The following is a 23,118-nucleotide window of genomic DNA, read 5'->3' on the forward strand; positions in this document are numbered from 1 at the left end:
TTTCGTGGATAGATATGAATTTCGTGTGGAATGGCGGCAACACGGTGGCCGGCCGCCCGCGGTGTGTAGATTCTGCGGCCGCCGACCCGCGCCCACACTCGCCAGTGAACCGCTACGACGTGAATCGCTACTAAATGTGAGGTTTCGGCAATACGCTGAACGCCATGGCAGCCGAGAAGCGCGAACCCAAAGTCGTTGTCCTTGGCGGTGGTTCCTGGGGAACCACCGTGGCGTCCATTTGTGCACGCCGCGGGCCGACGCTGCAGTGGGTGCGCTCGGAAGAGACCGCCAACGACATCAACAAGAAGCACCGCAACACGCGCTACCTCGGCAATGACGTCGTGCTCAGCGACACACTGAGCGCCACCACCGACTTCGCCGAGGCCGCCAACTGTGCCGATATCGTCGTGATGGGCGTGCCCTCGCACGGATTCCGCGGTGTACTTACCGAATTGGGAAAAGAGCTGCGGCCGTGGGTGCCGGTGGTGTCGCTGGTCAAGGGACTCGAGCAGGGCACCAATATGCGGATGTCACAGATCATCGAGGAAGTCCTGCCGGGCCACCCGGCCGGCATCCTGGCCGGGCCGAACATCGCGCGCGAGGTGGGCGAGGGTTATGCGGCCGCTGCCGTGCTAGCCATGCCCGACCAGCATCTGGCCACCCGGTTGTCGGCGTTGTTCCGCACCAGGCGATTTCGCGTGTACACCACCGACGACGTGATCGGCGTCGAGATGGCCGGCGCTCTGAAGAACGTCTACGCCATCTCGGTGGGGATGGGTTACTCCCTGGGCATCGGTGAAAACACCCGGGCCCTCGTAATCGCCCGCGCGCTGCGCGAGATGACGAAGTTGGGCGTGGCGTTGGGCGGGAATCCGGACACCTTCCCCGGGCTGGCCGGTCTGGGCGATCTGATCGTCACGTGTACCAGCCAGCGCAGCCGAAACCGGCACGTCGGTGAGCAACTCGGTTCGGGCAAGCCGATCGACGAGATCATCGCCGCGATGAACCAGGTCGCGGAGGGCGTTAAGGCCGCCAGCGTGATCATGGAGTTCGCGAACGAGTTCGGGCTGAGCATGCCGATCGCCCGCGAAGTCGACGCGGTGATCAACCACGGCTCGTCGGTCGAGCAGGCCTACAGCGGCCTTATCGCCGAGGTCCCGGGCCACGAAGTGCACGGCTCCGGCTTCTAGTCGAGCCCGAATAACCTTAAGCCGCCGGGCAATTCGCGGCCCAAGCGCTAGCCACGCGCCATCGCTTCCAACCGGCGGATGCGGTCCTCGATCGGCGGATGCGTCGAGAACATCGAGCCGATGCGGTCACCCGCACGGAACGGGTTGGCGATCATCAGGTGTGCCTGGCTGGCCAGCTGCGGCTCGGGCGGCAGCGGGGCCGCCTGCACGCCGCCGGAAATCTTGCGCAGGGCCGATGCCAACGACAGCGGGTCGCCGGTCAGCAACGCGCCGGACTCGTCAGCCTGGTACTCCCGGGATCGCGATACGGCCAGCTTCACTACGGTTGCCGCGATGGGTCCGAGGAGCGAAACCAGCAGCAGCGCAAAGGGATTCCCGCTATCACGGTTGCCGCCGAACATGCCGGCCCAGATGGCCATGTTGGCCAGCGCCGTGATCACGCCCGCCAGCGCGCCGGCCACGCACGAGATCAGGATGTCGCGGTTGTAGACGTGCGACAGCTCGTGGCCCAGCACGGCGCGAAGCTCGCGCTCGTTGAGAATGTCCAGGATCCCGGTGGTGCAACAAACGGCGGCATTGCGCGGGTTGCGCCCGGTGGCGAAGGCATTGGGGGCGTTGGTGTCGCTGATGTAGAGCCGGGGCATCGGCTGGTGCGCGGCGGTGGCCAGCTCGCGCACGATCCGATAGATCATCGGTGCCTGCAGTTCGGAGACCGGCTGGGCATGCATCGCCCGCAACGCCAGCTTGTCGCTGTTGTAGTACGTGTAAACGTTCATGCCGATGGCGAACATCAACGCCAGGAACATCGCCGTTCTGCCGAACAACGAGCCCACGAACACGATCATCGCGGACATGCCGGCCAACAACAGGAAGGTCTTCAGCTTGTTGGCGTGCGGATGCCAGGTCATCGGTGTCCTCCTTGAGAAGACATGGGCGAACTCGTTCATTGCTTGACTGCTGTCAATTGAACGCCCGAAACAACCGTCCGGGTTCCACGACCCGCTAGCCGTGCCGGCTGATCGTGTAGTCGATCAGCGTCTGCAGCGCACGACGACCCGCAACGTCGGGCAAAAGTCCCAGCTCATCGTGGGCTTTGGCGGCGTACTGTGCCAGAAACTCCTTGGCCTGCGCCATGCCGGGCGACGCACGCAGCAGCCCCAATGCCTCGGCCACCGCGTCGTCGTCTTCGACGGGTCCGGCCAGCAGCTCGCGCAGCCGATCCCCGTCGGGCCCGGGCTGTTGCAGCGCGTACACCATCGGCAGGGTGTGCACGCCTTCGCGGATATCGGTTCCGGGCAGTTTGCCCGACTCATGCGAATCGCTGTCGATGTCGATGATGTCGTCCGAGATCTGAAACGCGGTGCCCACAATGCCGCCGAGCCGACTCAGCCGAGCGACCTGCTCCTCGTCGGCACCAGAGAACATCGCGCCGAACTGGCCGGCCGCCGCGATCAGGCAGGCCGTCTTCTCGTACACCACCTTCAGGTAGTGCTCGATCGGGTCCGCCCCCTCGGCCCCTTTGTCAATGCCACGGGTTTCACGCATCTGCCCGGTCACCAGCTGAGCGAACGTCTCAGCGATCAGCCGCACCGCGTCCGGCCCCAGCCGCGATACCAGTCGCGACGCCGTGGCGAAAAGGTAGTCGCCGGCCAGGATCGCGACGTTGTTGCTCCAGCGCACATTGGCGGTCTGGGCGCCCCGGCGAACTTCGGCCTCGTCCATCACGTCGTCGTGATAGAGCGTGGCCAGGTGGACCAGTTCGATGACCGCACCGGCAATTGTGACGTCCACCGCATCCGGGTTGGGCCCGATCTGCGCGGAGAGCACGGTGAACAACGGCCGGAACCGCTTGCCGCCGGCCTTGAACAAATGCATCAGCGAGTCGGTCATGATCTCATCGGCGCTGCGCAGCTCGACATCCATCAGCTGCTCAATCTTTCCGACGCCGTCTCGGACCGTCGCGGCGAACGCGGCGTCGCCAAAATCGATGCCCGCCACCACCGTCGCGGGAGTCTTCACCCGACCGACCATATTCGCCGGAGTACTCACGCGACCAACATACTGGTGGGCGTGCAGACCAAGGCAGACGTGGTGGTCGTGGGCGCCGGACCGGCCGGTTCGGCGGCCGCTGCCTGGGCGGCTCGCGCGGGCCGCGACGTTCTCGTCGTCGACTCCGCCAGCTTTCCCCGCGACAAGCCCTGTGGCGACGGGCTGACGCCGCGCGCGGTCGCCGAACTGGAACGGCTGGGGCTTGGCGACTGGCTGGACACCCGTATCCGGCATCGGGGCCTGCGGATGAGCGGGTTCGGCGGCGAGATCGAAGTGGATTGGCCCGGCCCGTCGTTCCCGTCGACCGGCAGCGCGGTGGCCCGCCTCGAACTCGACGACCGGATCCGCAAGGTCGCCGAGGAATCCGGGGCGCGCATGCTGCTCGGCACCAAAGCCATGGGTGTGCACCACGACTCGTCGAGGCGGGTGACCTCGCTGCTGTTGGCCGATGGCACCGAGGTGGGCTGCCGGCAGTTGATCGTCGCCGACGGAGCCCGCTCGCCGCTGGGCCGCAAGCTGGGCCGGCGCTGGCATCAAGAGACGGTGTATGGCGTCGCGGCCCGTGGGTATCTGACCACCGATCGCAGCGAGGACCCCTGGCTGACGTCGCATCTGGAGCTTCGCTCACCCGACGGTGCCGTGCTGCCCGGGTACGGCTGGATCTTCCCGCTGGGCAACGGCGAGGTGAATATCGGCGTCGGAGCGCTGTCGACGTCGAAGCGGCCGGCCGACCTGGCGCTGCGCCCGCTGATCTCCTATTACACCGACCTGCGCCGCGACGAGTGGGGCTTTACCGGTGAGCCGCGGGCGATCTCGTCGGCGCTACTGCCGATGGGAGGCGCGGTTTCCGGGGTGGCCGGGCCGAACTGGATGCTGATCGGCGACGCCGCGGCCTGCCTGAACCCGCTCAACGGCGAAGGCATCGACTACGGGCTCGAGACCGGACGGCTGGCCGCCGAGCTGCTGGACTCCGGCGACGTCTCGAAAGTGTGGCTGGCGCTGCTGTCCGACCACTACGGCCGCGGTTTCTCGGTCGCGCGCCGGCTGGCGCTGCTGCTGACCTTTCAGCGGTTCCTGCCCACGACGGGCCCCATCGCGATGCGGTCCACCACGCTGATGACCATCGCCGTGCGGGTGATGGCCAACCTGGTCACCGATGACGACGCCGACTGGGTGGCGCGAGCGTGGCGCGGGTGCGGCCGATTCTCGCGGCTCATCGATCGCCGAACACCCTTCAGCTGAAACAACTTCCTACACCGCGAACTCAACCATGCGCGCTATATCAACTTCATTGACATACATCAGGCTGATTGATATATCTGGAGGCATGACTCAGCCAACTGATTTCGAGTTCGAATCGGCCTACCGCGGTGAATCCGCGCAGTTTGGCCAGGGAGCGCGCCCGCCATGGAGCATTGGCACCCCCCAACCGGAGCTGTCTGCGCTGATCGACCAGGGCAAGTTCCACGGTGACGTGCTCGACGTGGGTTGCGGGGAAGCCGCTATCTCGCTAACGCTGGCCGAGCTCGGGCACCACACCTTGGGACTGGACCTGTCGCCCACCGCGATCGAATTGGCCCGCCGCGAGGCCGCGAATCTTGGCCTGCCCAAGGCCACCTTCGAGGTCGCCGACATCAGTTCGTTCACCGGACACGACGGCCGGTTCGGCACCATCGTCGACAGCACCTTGTTCCACTCCATCCCGGTCGAGGCACGCGAGGGCTACCAGCAGGCGATCAGTCGCGCCGCCGCTCCCGGCGCCTCCTACTTCGCCCTGGTCTTCGACAAAGCCGCCGTACCGGAAGGCCCGATCAATGCGGTGACCGCCGACGAACTGCGCGACGCGGTGTCCAATTACTGGGTGGTCGACGAGATCCGGCCGGCCCGCATCTACGCCAACCTGCCGGACAGCTCTCCCGAGGTGGGGTTCGTCGGAGTTCGCAACGAATCCAATGGTCTGAAGTCGGTCAGCGCGTGGCTATTGACGGCGCATCGGGACTGATCGTCCGTGAGACCGAGTCGTTGTCGCGGTGTATAGTCCGGCTAATGAGGGGTACCAAGCTGCTTACCAGCGTCGCCGTGGCGGCGGCCGCCATTTCGCTGGCCGCGCCCGGACTGGCCGACCCAACAACGCCGCCGTTGCCGCCTCCGGCTCCGACGCCGCCCCGGACGCCGTCGCCACCCACCGACAACGACGCCCCGTTCAAGCAAACCGTCAACGGCTTCGGCATCTACCAGCCGCAAGACCAGCTGGCGTGGCTGGGCAAAATCACTTGCGACCGGTTGGGCAGGGGCGTCGACCACGACGCGTATCAGTCGGCGAACTTCATCCAGCACAACCTGCCGCGCGGCACCAGCCAGGGGCAGGCGTTCCAGTTCCTCGGCGCGGCCGTCGACCACTACTGCCCGGACCAGGTGGGCGTGGTGCAGGCCGCCGGGAGCCACCCGAACTAGTCAGCGCAGGGGCTTATGCCCCGCATGCAGGGCCACGATTCCGCCGGTCAGGTTGCGCCACCGCACGCCCGACCAACCCGCCTGTGCCATCTGCTCGGCCAGAGCCGCCTGATCGGGCCAGGCCCTGATCGACTCCGCGAGATACACGTAGGCATCGGGATTGCTCGACACCGTCTGCGCCACCCGTGGTAACGCACGCATCAGATATTCCTTGTAGACGGTGGCGAACAGCGCATTGGTGGGCGTCGAGAATTCACACACCACCAGGCGTCCGCCGGGCCGGGTGACGCGGGCCATCTCACGCAGTCCCGCCTGCGCATCGGCTACGTTGCGCAATCCGAAACTGATTGTGACGGCATCGAATACACCGTCGGCGAACGGCAGTTTGGTGGCGTCGCCGGCGACCTTGGGCACCTTGCGCGCACCGCCGGCCGCGAGCATGCCGACCGAAAAGTCGGCCGCCACGCACCACGCCCCGGATTTCTCCAGCTCGACCGTGGACACCGCGGTGCCCGCGGCCAGATCGAGCACCTTGTGGCCGGGCCGGATCCGCAGCGCCGCGCGGGTGGCTCGCCGCCAATACCGGTCCTGGCCCAGCGACAGCACGGTGTTGGTCAGGTCGTAACGACGGGCGACGCCGTCGAACATCGACGCGACCTCCCGGGGATCCTTGTCCAAGGCCGCGCGATTCACGACGACGACGCTACCCGGCCCATCCGGCTGGCTCGGGAATGGTGCGCCGACAAAAGCGTTACCCTACGGCGTGAGCGAAAAAGTTTGGTTTATCACCGGTACATCACGTGGGTTCGGTCGAGAGTGGGCGATCGCCGCGCTGGAGCGAGGCGATCGGGTCGCCGCCACCGCGCGTAACACCACATCGCTGGACGACTTGGTGGCGAAGTACGGCGACGCGCTGCTGCCCATCGGGCTCGACGTCACCGACCGTGACGCGGATTTCGCGGCGGTCAAGCAGGCTCACGACCATTTCGGTCGCCTCGACATCGTGGTGAACAACGCCGGGTACGGCCATTTCGGGTTCGTCGAAGAACTGTCCGAACAAGACGCACGCGACCAGTTCGAGACGAACGTGTTCGGCGCGCTGTGGATCACCCAGGCCGCATTGCCCTATCTGCGCGAGCAGCGCAGCGGCCACATCGTCCAGGTGTCGTCGATCGGCGGCATCACCGCGTTTCCCCTCGTCGGCATGTATCACTCGTCCAAGTGGGCGCTGGAGGGCTTCTCGCAGGCACTGGCCCAGGAGGTCGCGCCCTTCGGTGTGCACGTCACACTGATCGAGCCGGCTAGCTTCGACACCGACTGGTCCGGCCCGTCGGCGAGGCACTCGCAGCCGCTGTCCGCCTATGACGAAGTGCGCGCCGCCGTCCAGGCCGAGCGCAGTCGGCGCTGGGCTTCTCCCGGCAGTCCGGCGGCGTCAGCGGCCGCGCTGTTGAGGGTGGTGGACGCCGAGGAGCCGCCGCTGCGAGTGTTCTTCGGCGCTTCGCCGCTGCAGACCGCAAAGGCCGACTACGAGAACCGGTTACGGACCTGGGAGCAGTGGCAGCCGGTGGCCGAGCTGGCGCAGGGCTAGCGGCGCAGCGTCACTCTCCTTGCGCGTAGCGTCGTTGCGAGATACGAGCCCGCGCCCTAGCGATCGGCGACTGCACGGCCGTGTAGTGGCCGAGCAACTCTTCACAGATGGCGGGCCAAGTGCGCGCCAGCACGCTTTTGCGCGCAGCCTGCGAATAGCGCGGACGTTCTTGCAGCAGATGTCCGACCGCATCGGGCAGCCGCTGCTCGAATTCCTGGACACCCAACAGCAATCCGGTGCGCCACGGAGTGACGAGGTCACGCGGCCCACCGGCGTCCGGGGCGATCACCGGCAATCCCGAGGCCAGCGCTTCTTGCACGACTTGGCAGAATGTCTCGTGCTCGCCGGTATGCACGAAGACGTCCATGCTGGCGTACGCCGCGGCGAGGTCCGGCCCGTACATGGCGCCGGTGAAAACCGCTGTGGGCATGGCTGATTGGAGCTTACGTTCGTCGACACCGTCTCCGACGATGACGACCCGCACGTCGCCGGCCGCCGCTAGCCCGGCGAGCCGCTCCACATGCTTCTCCGGCGCCAGCCGGCCCACGAATCCGACGATCGGCTTGCCGTCCGGCGACCAGTGCCGCCGCAGCGCCTCGTCGCGCGCCGACGGCGCGTACCCCATGATGTCGACTCCGCGCGCCCAGTGATGGACTCGGGGAATTCCATGGGCGACAAGGGATTCCATGGTGGCAGTGGAGGGAGCCAGGGTGCGATCGGCGAGGCGGTGCAGGTGGCGGAACCACGCCCACGCCGTCCGCGTCGCGATCCCGATCCCGTAGCTCTCCGCGAATCCCGGCACGTCGGTTTGGTAGACGGCGACGGTCGGCACCCCAAGGTAGCGCGCGGCGCGCACGCCGCCGTAGCCCAGCAGTGCCGGCGAAGCCAGATGCAGCACGTCGGGCGCAAACCCGCGCAGCACCTTGAGCAGTCGCGGCCTGGGCACACCGAGCGGCAGCGTGGTCACCTTCGGAAACATCCGCGACGGCACCCGGTGCACCCGGATGCCGTCGTGAATGCGCTCGGCGGGAGGTTCGCCGGCCGGGGTGTCGGGAGCGATGACCAGAGCTTCGTGGCCGGTTCGGCGCAGATGCTCTAGCACTCGAACTACCGAGTTACTGACACCGTTGACATGTGGCAGGAAAGACTCTGCGACGATCGCAACGCGCACAAGACCACAATGTCAGAACTGCCTGTCGATAAGGTTGCCGACGGGCATACGGGGCGCAAAATCTGCTGCTAAACGCCCGATCCGTCTTTGCTGATCACATTTTCGGCCACATCACGCCGATCCAGTCGCTTGTCTAGCAGCGCCAGGCCTACCAGCACAACCATTGCAATCAGCCAGCTGACCACCGCGATCGACCCCGCCGGGATTATCGCCAGCCCTGCGTTGCGGTGCTGCACCCGAACCAAGTTCGGATCATTCTTGTTGTATTCGACGTATATCCGCATACCCGTGGCTAATTCGGACGGATATAGGACGCCGAGCTCGGGCCGGTAAGTGACTCGCTCGGGTGTGACGAATTCGATGGTGGACCGGCGCGGCCCGGCACTGAGCACCTCGGCCTGCGCTACACCCATGTTGTGTTGAATCGCGAGGTCATCGCGCCAGGCGCCGGCTACCAACAGCACCGACTGCAGCGTGACCAGACCGGCGACGATCAGCACCGCAATCCGGCTGATTCGCAACGCAATCCGCACCGGGGTCCTCGGCCGTTCATCGCTGCGGCCGTGGATCAGAATGCGCAGCAATGCTTTTGGGGACTTCACAGCGCGGCCTTGATGGCGGCATGGAGCTGTCGCAGGGAGGAACGGTCCGCCTTGACCTCCAGCACCCGCATGCCCGCACCAGGTTCGCCCAGCGCCGCATTCAGCTCGCCGACCTCGATCTGACGGCTTTCGACGTGGTACGCGCGGCACAGCGCGCCGACGTCCACATCGTGCGGGGTGCCGAAGATCCGCGAGGACACATCGGAGAACCGCGGGTCGCCCTGCTCGAGCAACTCGAAGATGCCGCCGCCGTTGTCGTTGGAGACCACGATGGTCAGATGCCGCGGTGTCGGTTCGGTGGGGCCGATCAGCAGCCCGGAGCTGTCGTGGACGAACGTCAGGTCGCCGATCAGCGCCAGGGTGCGGGCCGGACTGTCGGCGCTGCCGCTGCGTTCGTGGGCCAGCGCCGCCCCGATCGCGGTGGACACCGTGCCGTCGATGCCGGCGACCCCGCGATTGGACCGGACCCGGATGCCCCCGGTGTTCAGGCCGACCAGGGCGGCGTCGCGAACCGGGTTGGACGCCCCCAGCACGAGCTGGTCACCGGGTCGCAGCGCGTCCGCCACGGCGGCCGCGACGTGCAGGCCGGTGGTCAACGGGTGTGCCGCGAGCTGGCTGCGGACCGCGTCGACCGCATGCTGGTTCATCTCGGCACAGCGCTGCAGCCAGACCGGGTTGGGCGTCCCGGTAGACACCGCCCGAGTGCCGGTGGCCTGTGAGTTTCCCGAGACGTCGGGCCAACGCGGTCCGGTGGTCAGCGCGTATACCGGCACCTCAGGGTCGGCCAGCAGCGCCGAGACCGGGCGATGCAGGGTCGGGCGGCCGAGCATAATCACCTGCTTCGGGCGCAACAGAGTCAGCGCCAGCGGGTGCAGCGGGTTCGGAGGCTGCCGACCAGAAAATGAAGTCGGCTCAGCCACCGTCGGCAGCTGCGCCAGACTGGGCTGCACGCCCGCACCGTGCCCGGCGATCACGACGGTGTCGGGCGACAGATCGATCTCAAGCGGCTGGTCGAAGGTGACGGGCGGCGCGTAGGTCCAGGGCTGACCGTCAGGCCGGCCCTGCGGCGTGACGGCACCGTGCGGTTCCGGATCCGGTACCAACGGCTCGCGCAGCGGGATGTCGAACTGCACGGGCCCGGCGTTGGCGGTGCGAGAACCGGTGGCAGCCGCCAACACCCGGCAGGTGGCCGAGCGCCAGGTCGCGTTCAGCGAATCCAGCCGTTCCGGCGCATCCTCGGCCAGCCCCAAACTGATGGTGGCGCGAACCTGGGTGCCGAAGTAGCCCAGCTGCTCCATCGTCTGGTTGGCCCCGGTGCCCAGCAGTTCGTAGGGCCGATTGGCCGACAGCACGATTAGCGGAACCCGCGCATAATTCGCCTCGACGACGGCCGGCCCCAGGTTGGCGACGGCGGTGCCGGAGGTCATCGCCACGCATACCGGCGCTCCGGCAGCGATCGCCAGACCGATGGCCAGATAGCCGGCGGTGCGCTCGTCGATACGTACGTGCAACCGGATCCGGCCGCGGCGATCGGCGTCCTGCAACGCGAACGCCAGCGGGGCGTTGCGCGAGCCGGGGCATAACACCACGTCGCGGACGCCACCGCGGATCAGCTCGTCAACGACGACGCGAGCCTGTGTCGTCGAGGGGTTCACTCCTACAGGGTGTCACAGCGCGCTGACGATGCCCGACGCGCTGCGCCGGGCTGAGGAAGCGGGCAATCAGACCAGGGTGGTTGCGGTGGCCTCAGGCCTTGACGTCGGAGAAGAACTTCAGCGCCACGCTGTTGACGGCGTCCGGCCGCTCCAGGAACCCGAGATGCCCGGCGTCGGGGATCTGCACGTAGCGGCCATTGGGCAACGCGTCGGCGACCTCACGCCCCAAATGCGGCGGCGTGATCACGTCGTCGGAGAAACCCATCACCAGCACCGGGTTGGCGATGCCGCGGTACGCCGCGAGCCGGTTGGTCTGCGGAGACACGCTCAGCTGAGTGCGCAGCCCGGCGGTGCGCTTGACCGGCCAGGTCCGGAACATGGTCATCCAGTCCGCGACCAGCACGTCGTCGTTGATCGTCTTACGCGAAAAGCTTTCCAGTACACGGACTTTCGCCTCGTAGGCGGGCGGCAACTCGGTGCTCGACGCATAGAGCTGGATCTCGCCGTCGTGAAATCCCTGCCGGGCACGGTCCAGGCGGCCGCGGGTGGCCATCAGTACCGCGGCGCGGACCAGCTCGGGACGGGCCACCATGAGCTCCTGGGCAATGAATGCGCCCATCGACACCCCGACGATGCGCGCCGGGGCGGCGTCCAGGGATTCGATCAAAGCCGCGGTGTCGGCGACCATGGTCTCGGTGGTGAACGCGTCGGCGCTTTCGGTGGCACCGATCCCGCGATTGTCGAAGGTGATCACGCGATATCCCGCGGCCACAAATGCCGGAACCTGATGCGGTAGCCAGGTGCGCCCGGGCCCGCCGCTGCCCGCGATGAAGACCACGGGCTCGCCGCTGCCGCGGTCGTCGTATGCCAGGTTGATCACTCGCACGACGGTACAAGGAACCTATGGCAGGCCTTGACCCGGTCGATCCACCACTGCCGCCGTTCGGGCGGTGCCGCCAGCGCGCTCAGCCGCGCCGGATCCGGTGCGACCGGCCCGACGGCCAGGGCCCCGTCGCTGGGCCTATCGGCGTCGACGACATCGTCGACGAACAGCCCGCCGGTGCCCAGCCCGCATGCGTGCTGCAGGCGCGGTAGCGCCGCGGCGGCGGTCAGCCCGGCGGCGATACCCACCGCCGAGTCGAGCGCGCTGGAGACCACGACCGGGATGTCGATCTGCGCGGCGATGTCGAGCAGGGCCGAAATCCCGCCCAGCGGGGCCACTTTCAGCACCGCGAGGTCGGCGGCACCGGCGCGGACCACGGCCAACGGGTCCTGCGCCTTGCGGATGCTTTCGTCGGCCGCGATCGGCACGGAGATCCGCCGGCGCAGCTGCGCGAGCTCGTCGACGCCCGCGCAGGGTTGTTCGAGGTATTCCAGCGGTCCGTCGGCGGTCAGGGCGGCCGCGGCCGCCACCGCCTGCTCGACGGTCCAGCCGCCGTTGGCGTCCACTCGCACCGTTGCGACCAGTTCGCGCACCGCGTTGACCCGCTCGACGTCGTCGGCCAGCGTCTGACCTGGCTCGGCGACCTTCACCTTGGCCGTCCCGGCACCGGGAAAACGGGCCAGCACCTCGCTCACCTGGGCGGCGGGCACGGCCGGCACAGTGGCGTTGATCGGGATGCGATCGCGGCGCAGCGGCGGCGGCTGCCGGTAGGCACCCTCGATGCCCGAGGCCAGCCACGCCGACGCTTCGGCGGGCCCGTATTCCACGAAGGCCCCGAACTCGCCCCACCCCGCCGGGCCCTCGATCAGCGCGAGCTCACGGGTGGTGATGCCGCGGAAGCGCACCCGCATCGGCAGCGCCACCACATGCAGGCGCTCCAACAGCTCGGCTAAAGCGGGCCTCACTGGCCGTAGACCTGGCGGCCCGCCAGATACGTCGCGCGTACGTCGAGATCGGCGATCTGCTCGGGCGGCACCGTGCGGGGATCTGCCGACAGCACCACCAGGTCCGCGTACTTGCCGACCTCGAGCGAGCCGACCACGTCGTCGGCGAACAGCTGCCAGGCCGCGTCGATGGTCTGCGCGCGGATCGCCTGCTCGACCGTCAGCCGCTCTTCGGGCGCCAGCACCCGGCCGCTCGGCGCCGTCCGGGTCACGGCCACGCTGATGTTGCGCAGCGGCTCCTCCGGCGTGACGGGCGGGTCGTTGTGCAACGAGATACGCATCCCGGTGGCCACCGCGGATCCTGCCGGCATCCAACGGGATCCGCGCTCTTCGCCGAACAGACCGTCGACGATGACGTCGCCCCAGTAGTGGATCTGATCGACGAAGATGCTGCAGGTGACCCCGAGGTCGGCGGCGCGCTGCAGCTGTTCTGCCCGGATGGCGCCGACGTGTTCGAGCCGCAGCCGATGGTCGTCGCGCGGATCACGGCGCAGCGCCTCTTCGTAGACGTCGAGGATGGTGTCGACGCCGGCGTCGCCCTGCACATGGCAGGCCATCTGCCAGCCCCGCGGGTAGTACGCGCCGACGATCTCGCGTAGTTGCTCGGCGGTGTAGTTGGCGCATCCGCACGACCCGGGCTTGACGCCGATCGTCCGGGTGGCGTCGGTGTCCAGGTAAGGAAAGGACAGCGCGATGTTGCCGATCCATGGCGACCCGTCGACCCAGATCTTGATGCCGACCTGGCGCAGCATGTCGTCACCCTGGCCGGGGGTGGCGTCGGTGGCCATCTGCGGGTTGGAGACCTCATAGGTGCGCAGCCGGACCGTGAGCTCGTCGTGCAGGGCCTCGACCAGCGGCCCGAACTTCGGGTCGAACGCCATCTCCGAACAGGTGGTCAGCCCGGCCCGGTTGAGCCGGGCGCACTCTGCGAGCAGCATCGCCGGGTAGCTATCGGCCTCGATGGCCGCGCCCAGCAGTGGGAACACCGCGGCGATCTCCTCGGCGGTGCCGTCCAGGTTTCCCTCGGCGTCCCGGCCGTATTTGGCGCCCTTGGGGTCCGGGGTGTCGCGGGTAAGGCCGTTGAGTTGCGCGGCGTGTGAGTTGAAGAAGGCCTTGTGCCCGGAGTTGTGGATGATCACCAATGGGCTGTCCGGCGCGATGTCGTCGAGCCAGGTCAGCGCCGGGTCCGGCAGGTTCGATTGCAGCAGCGCGTCCCAGCCGTTCAGGTAGGCACCCGCCGATCCGCGCCGGGCGACCTCGCGGCGGATCGCCGCGACGACGTCGTCGGCGCCGGGGATGGTGACCGGGCGGATGTCGACGATGCGGTCCGACAGTGCGACAGCCTCCATCAGCGGATGACCGTGTGCCTCGATGAATCCCGGCATCACGCAGCCGTCGCCGACGTCGACGGTTTGGGTGTCGGCGCCGATGAAACCGGCGACTTCGGACCGGCTGCCGACGGCGACGATCCGGCCGTCGGCGATGGCGAGCGCTTCGGCGGTGGGCCGCGCGTCGTCGACGGTCAGGATGTTTCCGGTAACGACGAGATCTGCATACGCCATGTGCAGAAATCCTAGTGATCGACGCCCCCATCGAGGGTGCAGCTGACCCGAATTGCAACACGTTCTAGTCTTGCCACATGAGTGTCGATCTGTTGCGCAACCCGACCCACAACGGCCATCTGCTGGTTGGGGCGCTCAAGCGCCACAAGAACCGGCCGGTGCTGTTTCTCGGCGACACCACGCTGACCGGTGGCCAGCTGGCGGAGCGGATCAGCCAGTACACCCAGGCGTTCGAGGCGCTGGGCGCCGGAACCGGTGTCACCGTGGGACTGCTGGCGCTGAATCGCCCCGAGGTGCTGATGATCCTCGGCGCCAGCCAGACCCAGGGCTATCGACGCACGGCGCTGCATCCGCTGGGTTCGCTGGACGATCACGCCTACGTGCTCTCCGACTGCGGTGCCAGCTCGCTGATCATCGACCCCAACCCGATGTTCGTCGAGCGTGCGCTGGGGCTGATGGAGAAGGTGGACTCGCTCAGACAGATCCTCACCATCGGCCCGGTTCCCGAAGCGCTGGCCGGGGTGGCGGTGGACCTGTCGGCTGAGGCGGCCAAACACCAGCCGAAGCCGTTGGTGGTCGCCGACCTGCCGCCGAACCATATCGGCGGCATGGCATACACCGGCGGCACCACCGGCAAGCCCAAGGGCGTGCTGGGCACCACCGGAAACATCGCCACCATGACCCAAATCCAGCTCTCCGAATGGGAATGGCCGGAGCATCCGCGGTTCCTGATGTGCACGCCGCTGTCGCACGCCGGCGCGGCGTTCTTCACGCCCACGGTGGTCAAGGGCGGCGAGATGGTGGTGCTGGCCAAGTTCGACCCGGCCGAGGTGCTGAAAACCATTGAGGAGCAAAAGATTACGGCCACAATGCTGGTGCCGTCGATGCTCTACGCGCTGATGGACCACCCGGATTCGCACACCCGCGACCTGTCGTCGCTGGAGACCGTCTACTACGGCGCCTCGGCGATGAACCCGGTGCGGCTGGCCGAGGCGATCCGGCGGTTCGGCCCGATCTTCGCCCAGTACTACGGGCAGTCCGAAGCGCCGATGGTCATCACTTACCTGGCCAAGGCCGATCACGACGAGCAGCGGCTGACGTCCTGTGGGCGCCCGACGCTGTTCGCGCGGGTGGCGTTGCTGGATGAGGATGCAAAGCCGGTGCCACAGGGCGAGCCGGGCGAGATCTGCGTTAGCGGACCGCTGCTGGCCGGCGGCTATTGGAACCTGCCGGAAGCGACGGCGGAAACCTTCAAGGACGGCTGGCTGCACACCGGCGACATGGCCCGCGAGGACGAAGACGGCTTCTATTTCATCGTCGACCGGGTCAAGGACATGATCGTCACCGGCGGCTTCAACGTGTTTCCGCGCGAGGTCGAGGACGTGATCGCCGAGCACTCGTCGATCGCCCAGGTATGCGTGGTCGGCACGCCCGACGAGAAGTGGGGCGAGGCCGTCACCGCGGTGGTGGTGTTGCGCGCCGACGCCGCCCGCGACGACGCCGCGATCGAGACGATGACCGCCGAGGTTCAGGCCGCGGTCAAGGAACGCAAGGGTTCGGTGCAATCGCCCAAGCGGGTGGTCGTCGTCGACGCGCTGCCGTTGACCGCGCTGGGCAAACCGGACAAGAAGGCCGTCCGGGCGCAGTTCTGGGAAGGCGCCGCGCGCTCCGTCGGCTGATTCGGCGGCGATGATTAGTGTGGTCGCATGGCTGAACGGATAAAGCCGCCCTGGTGGCTGAAACCGGCGAACAAAGTCTTCATCCAGATGTCGCGGCTGGGAATGAGTTTCGGCGGCGAGAGCCCCGTCGTGCTGACGGTGTCGGGACGCAAATCCGGACGCGAGCGCTCGACACCGGTGACACCGATGACCGTCGACGGCAAACAGTACGTCGTGGCCGGGTTTCCGGGCGCCGACTGGGTGGCCAACGCGCGGGCTGCAGGGCTCGCGACCGTGGCACGCGGCCGCCGCACCCAGCGGATGCGGATGGTCGAGTTGCCCGCCCCCGAGGCGCGACCGATTCTGCGGGTGTTTCCCAAACAGGTGCCCACGGGTGTGGGCTTCATGAAGCGGGCCGGACTCGTCACCGAGGGCAGTCCCGACGAGTTCGAGGGCCTGGCGGGCCGCTGCACGGTATTCCGCCTCGACCCGGCATAGGAGTTGAATAACCTTGAGCGGTAACCCATTTGATGTAGAAGCGTGGCGGCCTGTTGACGGCTTCGGCGATCTGACCGACATCACCTATCACCGCCACGTCGACGACGCCACGGTTCGGGTGGCGTTCGACCGGCCCGAGGTGCGCAACGCGTTTCGGCCGCACACCGTCGACGAGTTGTACCGGGTGCTCGACCACGCCCGGATGTCTCCCGACGTGGGCGTGGTGCTGCTGACCGGCAATGGCCCGTCGCCGAAGGACGGTGGCTGGGCGTTCTGCTCCGGCGGCGATCAGCGCATCCGCGGGCGTTCGGGCTATCAATACGCCGCCGGCGAGACCGCCGACACCGTCGACGTGGCACGCGCGGGACGACTGCACATCCTCGAGGTGCAGCGGCTGATCCGGTTCATGCCCAAGGTGGTCATCTGCCTGGTCAACGGTTGGGCAGCCGGCGGCGGGCACAGCCTGCACGTGGTCTGCGACCTCACCCTGGCCAGCCGCGAGCACGCCCGCTTCAAGCAGACCGATGCCGACGTCGGCAGCTTCGACGGCGGTTACGGCAGTGCCTACCTGGCCCGCCAGGTAGGCCAGAAGTTCGCCCGCGAGGTCTTCTTCCTCGGGCGCCCCTACACCGCCGAGCAGATGCACCACATGGGCGCGGTCAACGAGGTCGTCGAGCACGCCGAGCTGGAAAAGGTCGGCATCGGCTGGGCCGCCGAGATCAACGCCAAATCCCCTCAGGCGCAGCGGATGCTCAAGTTCGCGTTCAACCTGCTCGACGATGGTCTGGTCGGTCAGCAGCTGTTCGCGGGAGAGGCCACCCGGCTGGCCTACATGACCGACGAGGCCGTCGAGGGCCGCGACGCGTTCCTGCAGAAGCGCGACCCGGACTGGAGCCCGTTCCCGCGCTATTTCTGAGCTGCCCGCGCGCCGGACCGCTCAGCCGGTGAACCGCGCCGCCTAGACTTCGGGCCTGTGAGTAAGAGTCCGCTTCGCCGGTTCGCCGACCAGATTGTGCTGGCCAGCATGCGCCCGCCCATTTCGCCGCAAGTGCTGGTCAATCGCCCCGCAATCAAGCCGATCGACCTGGACGGGAAGCGGATCCTGCTGACCGGGGCATCGTCGGGTATCGGCGAAGCCGGCGCCGAACGGTTGGCCGAGCGCGGTGCCACCGTGGTAGTCGTCGCCCGCCGCCAGGACCGCCTCGACGAGCTCGCGGACCGGATCACCTCCGCGGGTGGTACGGCGCTGGCGATTCCGTGTGACGTCTCAGACATGGACGCCGTGGACGCTTTGGTGGCCGACGTCGAAAAGCGTCTCGGCGGGGTCGACATCCTGATCAACAACGCGGGCCGGTCCATCCGCCGCCCGCTGACCGAGTCGCTGGAGCGCTGGCACGACGTCGAGCGGACCATGGTGCTCAACTACTACGCGCCGTTGCGGCTGATCCGCGGGCTCGCGCCGGGAATGCTCGATCGCGGCGACGGCCACATCATCAACGTCTCGACCTGGGGGGTGCTGTCGGAGGCCTCGCCGTTGTTCGCGCCCTACAACGCATCCAAAGCGGCGCTGTCGGCGGTCAGCCGCGTCGCCGAAACCGAGTGGGGTAAGCGCGGCGTGCACTCGACGACCCTGTACTACCCGCTGGTGGCCACCCCGATGATCGAGCCGACGAAGGCCTACGACGGGCTGCCGGCGTTGACATCCGAGGAAGCCGCCGAGTGGATGGTCACCGCCGCCCGCACCCGGCCGGTGCGGATCGCTCCGCGGATGGCGATCGCGGCCCGCGCCCTCGACACCGTCGGGCCGCGCTGGGTGAACACCATCATGGCGCGCCAGAACCTGCAGCCGAACCGCACGAGCGATAGCTGAGCAGGGCCTGCAAAACAGGCGCTGTGATAGACACGACACTATGGAGATCCTGGCCAGTCGGATGTTGCTTCGGCCGGTGGACTATCAGCGGTCGTTGACGTTCTACCGCGACGAGATCGGCCTGGCGATCTGGCGCGACTACGGCGCGGGCACAGTCTTTTTCGCCGGCCAGTCGCTGCTGGAGCTGGCCGGTTTCGGCTCCCCCGACCACACCCCGGTACCCTTTCCCGGGGCGCTGTGGCTACAGGTCCGCGACATCGAGGCAACCCAAGCCGAACTGGTGGGCCGCGGGGTGCCGATTACCCGCGAGGCGCGCCGCGAACCGTGGGGTTTGCGCGAGATGCAGGTGACCGATCCGGACGGCATTACGCTGATCTTCGTCGAGGTGCCGCCGGAGCACCCGCTGCGCCGCGACAGCCGAGGTGAACGGCAGGGAAAGTCCGGTTAACTGACAGGTAACATCTGGCGACGAGTCGTGCTTAACCTGAGTTTCACCGGTCCCAGCATTCGACAATTTAATCCTCCTACCACCAGAATCAGGGCCTGTGGACATACAACTGTTCCTCTTGATCATTGCCGTTGTTACGGCATTGGCTTTCGATTTCACCAACGGCTTCCATGACACCGCAAACGCGATGGCGACGTCGATCGCCAGCGGCGCGCTGAAGCCCAAGACGGCCGTCGCGCTGTCCGCGGTGCTCAACCTAATCGGGGCGTTCCTGTCCACCACAGTCGCGGCGACGATCGCCAAGGGCCTGATCGATTCGAGCGTCGTCACACTGGAGTTGGTCTTTGCCGGCCTGGTCGGCGGCGTCGTCTGGAATCTGCTGACCTGGCTGCTCGGCATCCCCTCGAGCTCCTCACACGCATTGATCGGCGGCATCGTCGGCGCCACGATTGCCGCCGTGGGCGCCCACGGGGTGATCTGGCAGGGCGTGATGTCCAAGGCGATCATCCCGGCCGTCGTGTCGGTGTTCGTGGCCCTCTTCGTCGGCGCGATCGCAACCTGGGCGGTCTTCCGGATCACCCGGGGCCTGCAGAAGGAGCGCACCGAGGCTGGGTTCCGGCGCGGCCAGATCGGCTCGGCGTCGCTGGTTTCACTGGCGCACGGCACCAACGACGCCCAGAAGACGATGGGCATCATCTTCCTGGCGCTGATGTCCTATGGGTCGGTCAGCAAAAGCGCCGCGGTCCCGCCACTGTGGGTCATCGTGGCCTGCGCCGTGGCGATGGCCACCGGCACCTACCTGGGTGGCTGGCGAATCATCCGCACCCTGGGCAAGGGACTCGTCGAAATCTCGTCGCCCCAGGGCATGGCCGCCGAATCATCTTCGGCCGCAGTCATTCTGCTGTCCGCGCACTTCGGCTACGCGCTGTCCACCACCCAGGTCTGCACCGGCTCGGTGATGGGCAGCGGGCTAGGCAAGCCCGGCGGTGAGGTCCGCTGGGGCGTGGCCGGCCGGATGGCTGTTGCATGGCTGGTGACGCTTCCGCTGGCCGGCCTGGTTGGGGCCGTCACCTACTGGATCGTCCACTACATCGGCGGCTACCCCGGCGCCGTCGTCGGCTTCGCGCTGCTGGTCGCGGTCTCGACCACCATCTACCTGCGGTCGCGCAAGAACAAGGTCGACCAAAACAACGTCAACGATGAGTGGAAAGGCGACCTGACCGCCGGACTGGACTCGGACAGTGACAAGCCTCCGAGCAATCAACAGGGCCCTAGGGTGGGAGACGACACGGTGAGTGCGGGGAGCGCTTCATGAGTCACTTCGGCGATTGGTTCAACTACGAAGCCACGCTGAAGATTCTTCTCTTCAGCATGCTGGCCGGAGCCGCGCTGCCGGGGCTGTTCGCCCTCGGCATCAGGCTGCAGGCCCTCGGCGCCGGAGGCACCGGCAGCACGGCGCAGCGCAACCCGATGTTGTCCGGGTTGGCCTGGGTGATCTACGCGCTGGTTGTCACGGTCATTGTCATCGGGGTGCTCTACATCGCCCGCGATTTCATTGCGCACCACACGGGCTACCCGTTCCTGGGCGCCAAGATTAAGTAACATCGAATCGTCGTCCACCGAACTACCGAGCCCCCGGGCGGAGTTGATCGAATGAACCGATTCCTTACCTCAGTCGTCTCGTGGCTGCGGGCAGGATATCCGGAAGGCATCCCACCGACGGATACCTTCGCTTTACTGGCCCTGCTGGCCAACCGGTTGTCGAACGACGAGGTCAAGCTGGTGGCCAATGAGCTGATGGCGCGCGGCGATTTCGACAACATCGATATCGGCGTGCTGATCAGCAAACTCACCGACGAGCTGCCCTCGCCAGCGGACATCGAACGAGTGCGGGCCCGGTTGGAAGACAAGGGCTGGCCACTGGACGACCCGCGCGACGAGGAGTACGACGAACTCAATGGCGGAGCGCACGCATAGCTGTCCTGCGTGCGCTGCGTGTTTCACCCGGCTCCGCTGCCGCAGTGCTGTTGCCCGCGTTGGAGCGGGTGTTGGCCGGTCGTGACTCGGGTTTCGTTGCGGTGTCACCGGATTCCGACGTCGAGCCCCGGGCCTTGCGGGTAGGCGAAGCTATCGACGACGACATCGCCTTGGTGGCAACGACTTCGGGAACCACGGGCACACCCAAGGGTGCCTTGCTCACTGCCGCGGCGCTGACCGCCAGCGCGGCCGCCACCCATGACCGTCTAGGCGGACCGGGCAGCTGGCTGTTGGCATTGCCGCCGCATCACATCGCCGGAATCCAGGTGCTGGTGCGCAGCGTGCTCGGCGGTTCGACGCCCGTCGAGCTGGACGTTTCCTGCGGCTTCGACCCCGGCGAATTAGCGTGCGCGGTAAGCAAACTGGGGCCGGGCCGCCGATACACGTCGCTGGTTGCCGCCCAACTGGCCAAGGCGCTCGACGATCCGGCGGCCGCGGCGGCGCTGGCCGAATTGGACGCCGTACTGCTCGGTGGCGGACCGGCTTCCCGGCCGGTGCTCGACGCCGCGGCGGCTGCGGGAATTACGGTGGTCCGCACCTACGGCATGAGCGAGACGGCCGGGGGCTGCGTCTACGACGGTGTCGCGCTGGACGGTGTGCGGGTGCGCGTGCAAGCCGGCGGCCGCATCGTGATCGGCGGCGCGACAGTGGCCAAGGGCTATCGCAACCCGATTGATCCCGACCCGTTCGGGCAGGCCGGCTGGTTCCGCACCGACGACCTCGGCGCCGTCGACGAGTCCGGTGTGCTGACCGTGTTGGGCCGCGCCGACGACGCGATCAGCAGCGGCGGCCTCACGGTGCTGCCGCAACCGGTCGAGGCGGTGCTGGGCACCCACCCCGCCGTCGGCGACTGTGCGGTGTTCGGTCTCGCCGACGATCGGCTGGGACAGCGGGTGGTCGCCGCGATCGTGGTGCGGGACGGTTTTGCGCCGCCGACGCTGGACGCGCTGCGGGCACACGTGGCGCGCACCCTGGATAGCACCGCCGCGCCGCGCGACTTGCGCATCGTCGACGCATTACCGCGCCGCGGCATCGGCAAGCTGGACCGAGCTGCGTTGATGCGCCGGTTCGCCGCCGATCAATAGGCTGATCGATCGTGAGGGTTGCTCGCCGGGAAATGCTGGCCGCCGTGATCGGTGCCGCCCTGGTGGCGGCCGCGGTTGTGCTGCCGTCGCTGCCCTGGGGGGTCAGGCCGCGCCTCGACATCGGCCCGGAGCGCTTCGCCACGCACGACCAATCGGCCCCACTGTTCGGCGCCTGGGAGATCCACGCCAGCTGGGGAACCGCGCCGGCGATTCTGCTCGCCATCGCCGCCGTGCTGTGGGGGCCCGGTGTGGCGCAACGACTTTCGTGGCGGACGTTAACGTTGGGCAGTTGGGCGCTGGCCTGCGGATGGGCGTTCGCCCTGGCGATGATCGACGGCTGGCAGCGCGGCTTCGCGGGCCGGCTGACGACCAGGGACGAGTACGTGTCCCAGGTACCCGGAATCACCGACATCGCCGCGGCGGTACGCACGTTTTCCAGCCGGATTCTCGACTACCAGCCCAACTCGTGGATCACCCATGTTTCCGGGCATCCACCCGGCGCGCTGTTGACGTTCGTCTGGTTGGACCGGATCGGCCTGCACGGCGGCACCTGGGCGGGCCTGCTGTGCCTGCTGGTGGGCTCCAGCGCGACGGCGGCCGTGGTGATCGCGCTCCGCGCATTGGCCGGCGAGCAGACCGCGCGCCGCGCCGCCCCATTCGTCGCGATAGCCCCCACGGCGATCTGGGTGGCGGTCTCGGCCGACGGCTACTTCGCCGGTGTCACCGCTTGGGGCATCGCATTGTTGGCGGTGGCCGTGCACCGCCAGGTTCGGTACCCCGCGCTGGTCGCGGCCGCCGCGGGCCTGCTGCTCGGCTGGGGCGTCTTCCTGAGTTACGGCCTGATGTTGATGGGCTTGCCCGCCGCGGCGGTGCTGGCGTCGGCCAGCAACTTCCGAGCGGCGCTGCGGGCCCTGGGCCCCGCCACTTTGGCCGCGCTGGCGGTGGCGGTGACCTTCGCCGTCGCCGGGTTCTACTGGTTCGACGGCTACAACCTTGTGCAGCAACGATATTGGCAAGGAATCGCCCACGACCGGCCGTTCCAGTATTGGTGGTGGGCCAATCTAGCGTGCGTGGTGTGCGCGATCGGCCTGGGCGGCGTCGCGGGCATCACCCGGGTGTTCGACGTTGCCGCCATCCGCCGCCGCTGCGGCTTTCACCTGGTGTTGCTGGCCATGCTGGCCGCGATCGCCTGCGCCGATCTCAGCATGCTGAGTAAGGCTGAGGTGGAACGGATCTGGCTGCCGTTCACCATCTGGCTCACCGCCGCACCCGCGCTGCTGCCGGTGCGGTCACACCGGATGTGGCTGGCGGTCAACGCCGCCGGCGCGCTGGTGGTGAACACCGTCCTGGTCACGAACTGGTAG

General features: G+C 67.6%; 24 protein-coding genes. 15 read left to right on the plus strand and 9 right to left on the minus strand.

Annotated features, from left to right (window positions below; all coding sequences use genetic code 11):
- The first annotated feature begins 164 nt into the window (after positions 1 to 164).
- Positions 165 to 1,190 carry an NAD(P)H-dependent glycerol-3-phosphate dehydrogenase gene (locus tag H7K34_RS20500; protein WP_264063905.1) on the plus strand — a complete coding sequence of 342 codons (1,026 nt, stop codon included), beginning with the start codon at positions 165 to 167 and terminating at the stop codon, positions 1,188 to 1,190.
- A gap of 47 nt (positions 1,191 to 1,237) precedes the next feature.
- Here H7K34_RS20500 and htpX read toward each other — a convergent pair whose 3' ends face one another.
- On the minus strand, positions 1,238 to 2,098 hold the full coding sequence (gene htpX / locus H7K34_RS20505; RefSeq protein ID WP_264063906.1) for a zinc metalloprotease HtpX: 861 nt from the start codon (positions 2,096 to 2,098) through the stop codon (positions 1,238 to 1,240).
- Positions 2,099 to 2,192: 94 nt separating this feature from the next.
- Positions 2,193 to 3,209: a nonaprenyl/(2E,6E)-farnesyl/geranylgeranyl diphosphat synthase gene (grcC1, locus tag H7K34_RS20510; protein ID WP_264063907.1), complete on the minus strand. Its 1,017-nt coding sequence runs from the start codon at positions 3,207 to 3,209 to the stop codon at positions 2,193 to 2,195.
- 51 nt (positions 3,210 to 3,260) lie between these two features.
- Here grcC1 and menJ point away from each other — a divergent pair, with 51 nt between their 5' ends.
- From menJ to H7K34_RS20525, 3 genes are all read left to right on the plus strand, one after another.
- On the plus strand, positions 3,261 to 4,481 hold the full coding sequence (gene menJ, locus H7K34_RS20515) for a menaquinone reductase (protein ID WP_264063908.1): 1,221 nt from the start codon (positions 3,261 to 3,263) through the stop codon (positions 4,479 to 4,481).
- A gap of 85 nt (positions 4,482 to 4,566) precedes the next feature.
- Positions 4,567 to 5,241 (plus strand): class I SAM-dependent methyltransferase, encoded by a 675-nt coding sequence (locus H7K34_RS20520; protein WP_264063909.1) that lies wholly within the window; start codon positions 4,567 to 4,569, stop codon positions 5,239 to 5,241.
- 44 nt (positions 5,242 to 5,285) lie between these two features.
- A complete protein-coding gene (locus H7K34_RS20525) occupies positions 5,286 to 5,693 on the plus strand; it encodes a DUF732 domain-containing protein (protein WP_264063910.1) in 408 nt (135 codons plus the stop codon).
- Here H7K34_RS20525 and H7K34_RS20530 read toward each other — a convergent pair whose 3' ends face one another.
- Positions 5,694 to 6,386 carry a demethylmenaquinone methyltransferase gene (locus H7K34_RS20530; RefSeq protein ID WP_264063911.1) on the minus strand — a complete coding sequence of 231 codons (693 nt, stop codon included), beginning with the start codon at positions 6,384 to 6,386 and terminating at the stop codon, positions 5,694 to 5,696. It abuts the gene before it with no gap.
- A gap of 70 nt (positions 6,387 to 6,456) precedes the next feature.
- On the opposite strand from H7K34_RS20530, the gene H7K34_RS20535 reads away from it, so the two are divergent.
- Positions 6,457 to 7,281, plus strand: a complete 825-nt coding sequence (locus H7K34_RS20535; protein ID WP_264063912.1) for an SDR family oxidoreductase — start codon at positions 6,457 to 6,459, stop codon at positions 7,279 to 7,281.
- A 10-nt stretch (positions 7,282 to 7,291) separates the two neighbouring features.
- Here H7K34_RS20535 and H7K34_RS20540 read toward each other — a convergent pair whose 3' ends face one another.
- The 6 genes from H7K34_RS20540 to H7K34_RS20565 all read right to left on the minus strand — a co-directional run bounded on the left by H7K34_RS20540 (position 7,292) and on the right by H7K34_RS20565 (position 14,158).
- A complete protein-coding gene (locus H7K34_RS20540) occupies positions 7,292 to 8,452 on the minus strand; it encodes a glycosyltransferase family 4 protein (protein ID WP_264063913.1) in 1,161 nt (386 codons plus the stop codon).
- 68 nt (positions 8,453 to 8,520) lie between these two features.
- Entirely contained in the window at positions 8,521 to 9,054 is a 534-nt protein-coding gene (locus tag H7K34_RS20545) for a DUF3592 domain-containing protein (RefSeq protein ID WP_264063915.1), read from the minus strand.
- Positions 9,051 to 10,709, minus strand: coding sequence for a 2-succinyl-5-enolpyruvyl-6-hydroxy-3-cyclohexene-1-carboxylic-acid synthase (menD, locus tag H7K34_RS20550; RefSeq protein WP_264063916.1), 1,659 nt, complete (start codon positions 10,707 to 10,709; stop codon positions 9,051 to 9,053). Before menD ends, H7K34_RS20545 begins: the two co-directional genes overlap by 4 nt.
- A gap of 91 nt (positions 10,710 to 10,800) precedes the next feature.
- Positions 10,801 to 11,589 carry an alpha/beta fold hydrolase gene (locus H7K34_RS20555; RefSeq protein ID WP_108926154.1) on the minus strand — a complete coding sequence of 263 codons (789 nt, stop codon included), beginning with the start codon at positions 11,587 to 11,589 and terminating at the stop codon, positions 10,801 to 10,803.
- Positions 11,586 to 12,503: an o-succinylbenzoate synthase gene (locus H7K34_RS20560; RefSeq protein WP_276059945.1), complete on the minus strand. Its 918-nt coding sequence runs from the start codon at positions 12,501 to 12,503 to the stop codon at positions 11,586 to 11,588. Before H7K34_RS20560 ends, H7K34_RS20555 begins: the two co-directional genes overlap by 4 nt.
- A 50-nt stretch (positions 12,504 to 12,553) precedes the next feature.
- Positions 12,554 to 14,158 (minus strand): amidohydrolase, encoded by a 1,605-nt coding sequence (locus tag H7K34_RS20565; protein ID WP_264063918.1) that lies wholly within the window; start codon positions 14,156 to 14,158, stop codon positions 12,554 to 12,556.
- A gap of 77 nt (positions 14,159 to 14,235) precedes the next feature.
- On the opposite strand from H7K34_RS20565, the gene fadD8 reads away from it, so the two are divergent.
- The 10 genes from fadD8 to H7K34_RS20615 all read left to right on the plus strand — a co-directional run bounded on the left by fadD8 (position 14,236) and on the right by H7K34_RS20615 (position 23,118).
- The gene (fadD8, locus tag H7K34_RS20570; RefSeq protein WP_264063920.1) at positions 14,236 to 15,837 is read left to right on the plus strand and encodes a fatty-acid--CoA ligase FadD8; all 1,602 of its coding nucleotides are present in this window, start codon (positions 14,236 to 14,238) and stop codon (positions 15,835 to 15,837) included.
- 27 nt (positions 15,838 to 15,864) lie between these two features.
- Entirely contained in the window at positions 15,865 to 16,314 is a 450-nt protein-coding gene (locus tag H7K34_RS20575) for a nitroreductase family deazaflavin-dependent oxidoreductase (protein WP_264063921.1), read from the plus strand.
- A 13-nt stretch (positions 16,315 to 16,327) separates the two neighbouring features.
- Positions 16,328 to 17,230, plus strand: coding sequence for a 1,4-dihydroxy-2-naphthoyl-CoA synthase (locus H7K34_RS20580; protein WP_108926149.1), 903 nt, complete (start codon positions 16,328 to 16,330; stop codon positions 17,228 to 17,230).
- A 57-nt stretch (positions 17,231 to 17,287) separates the two neighbouring features.
- A complete protein-coding gene (locus H7K34_RS20585) occupies positions 17,288 to 18,184 on the plus strand; it encodes an SDR family oxidoreductase (protein WP_264063922.1) in 897 nt (298 codons plus the stop codon).
- A 40-nt stretch (positions 18,185 to 18,224) separates the two neighbouring features.
- On the plus strand, positions 18,225 to 18,632 hold the full coding sequence (locus H7K34_RS20590; RefSeq protein WP_264063923.1) for a VOC family protein: 408 nt from the start codon (positions 18,225 to 18,227) through the stop codon (positions 18,630 to 18,632).
- Positions 18,633 to 18,729: 97 nt separating this feature from the next.
- A complete protein-coding gene (locus tag H7K34_RS20595) occupies positions 18,730 to 19,947 on the plus strand; it encodes an inorganic phosphate transporter (RefSeq protein WP_264063924.1) in 1,218 nt (405 codons plus the stop codon).
- On the plus strand, positions 19,944 to 20,234 hold the full coding sequence (locus H7K34_RS20600; protein ID WP_264063925.1) for a hypothetical protein: 291 nt from the start codon (positions 19,944 to 19,946) through the stop codon (positions 20,232 to 20,234). Before H7K34_RS20595 ends, H7K34_RS20600 begins: the two co-directional genes overlap by 4 nt.
- Before the next feature lie 51 nt (positions 20,235 to 20,285).
- Entirely contained in the window at positions 20,286 to 20,609 is a 324-nt protein-coding gene (locus H7K34_RS20605; protein WP_264063926.1) for a DUF3349 domain-containing protein, read from the plus strand.
- A gap of 68 nt (positions 20,610 to 20,677) precedes the next feature.
- Positions 20,678 to 21,754, plus strand: a complete 1,077-nt coding sequence (gene menE, locus H7K34_RS20610; RefSeq protein ID WP_372510862.1) for an o-succinylbenzoate--CoA ligase — start codon at positions 20,678 to 20,680, stop codon at positions 21,752 to 21,754.
- 11 nt (positions 21,755 to 21,765) lie between these two features.
- A complete protein-coding gene (locus H7K34_RS20615; protein ID WP_264063928.1) occupies positions 21,766 to 23,118 on the plus strand; it encodes a hypothetical protein in 1,353 nt (450 codons plus the stop codon).

Origin of the sequence: Mycobacterium montefiorense, assembly GCF_025823255.1 — a bacterium.
GTDB classification, from domain to species: domain Bacteria; phylum Actinomycetota; class Actinomycetes; order Mycobacteriales; family Mycobacteriaceae; genus Mycobacterium; species Mycobacterium montefiorense.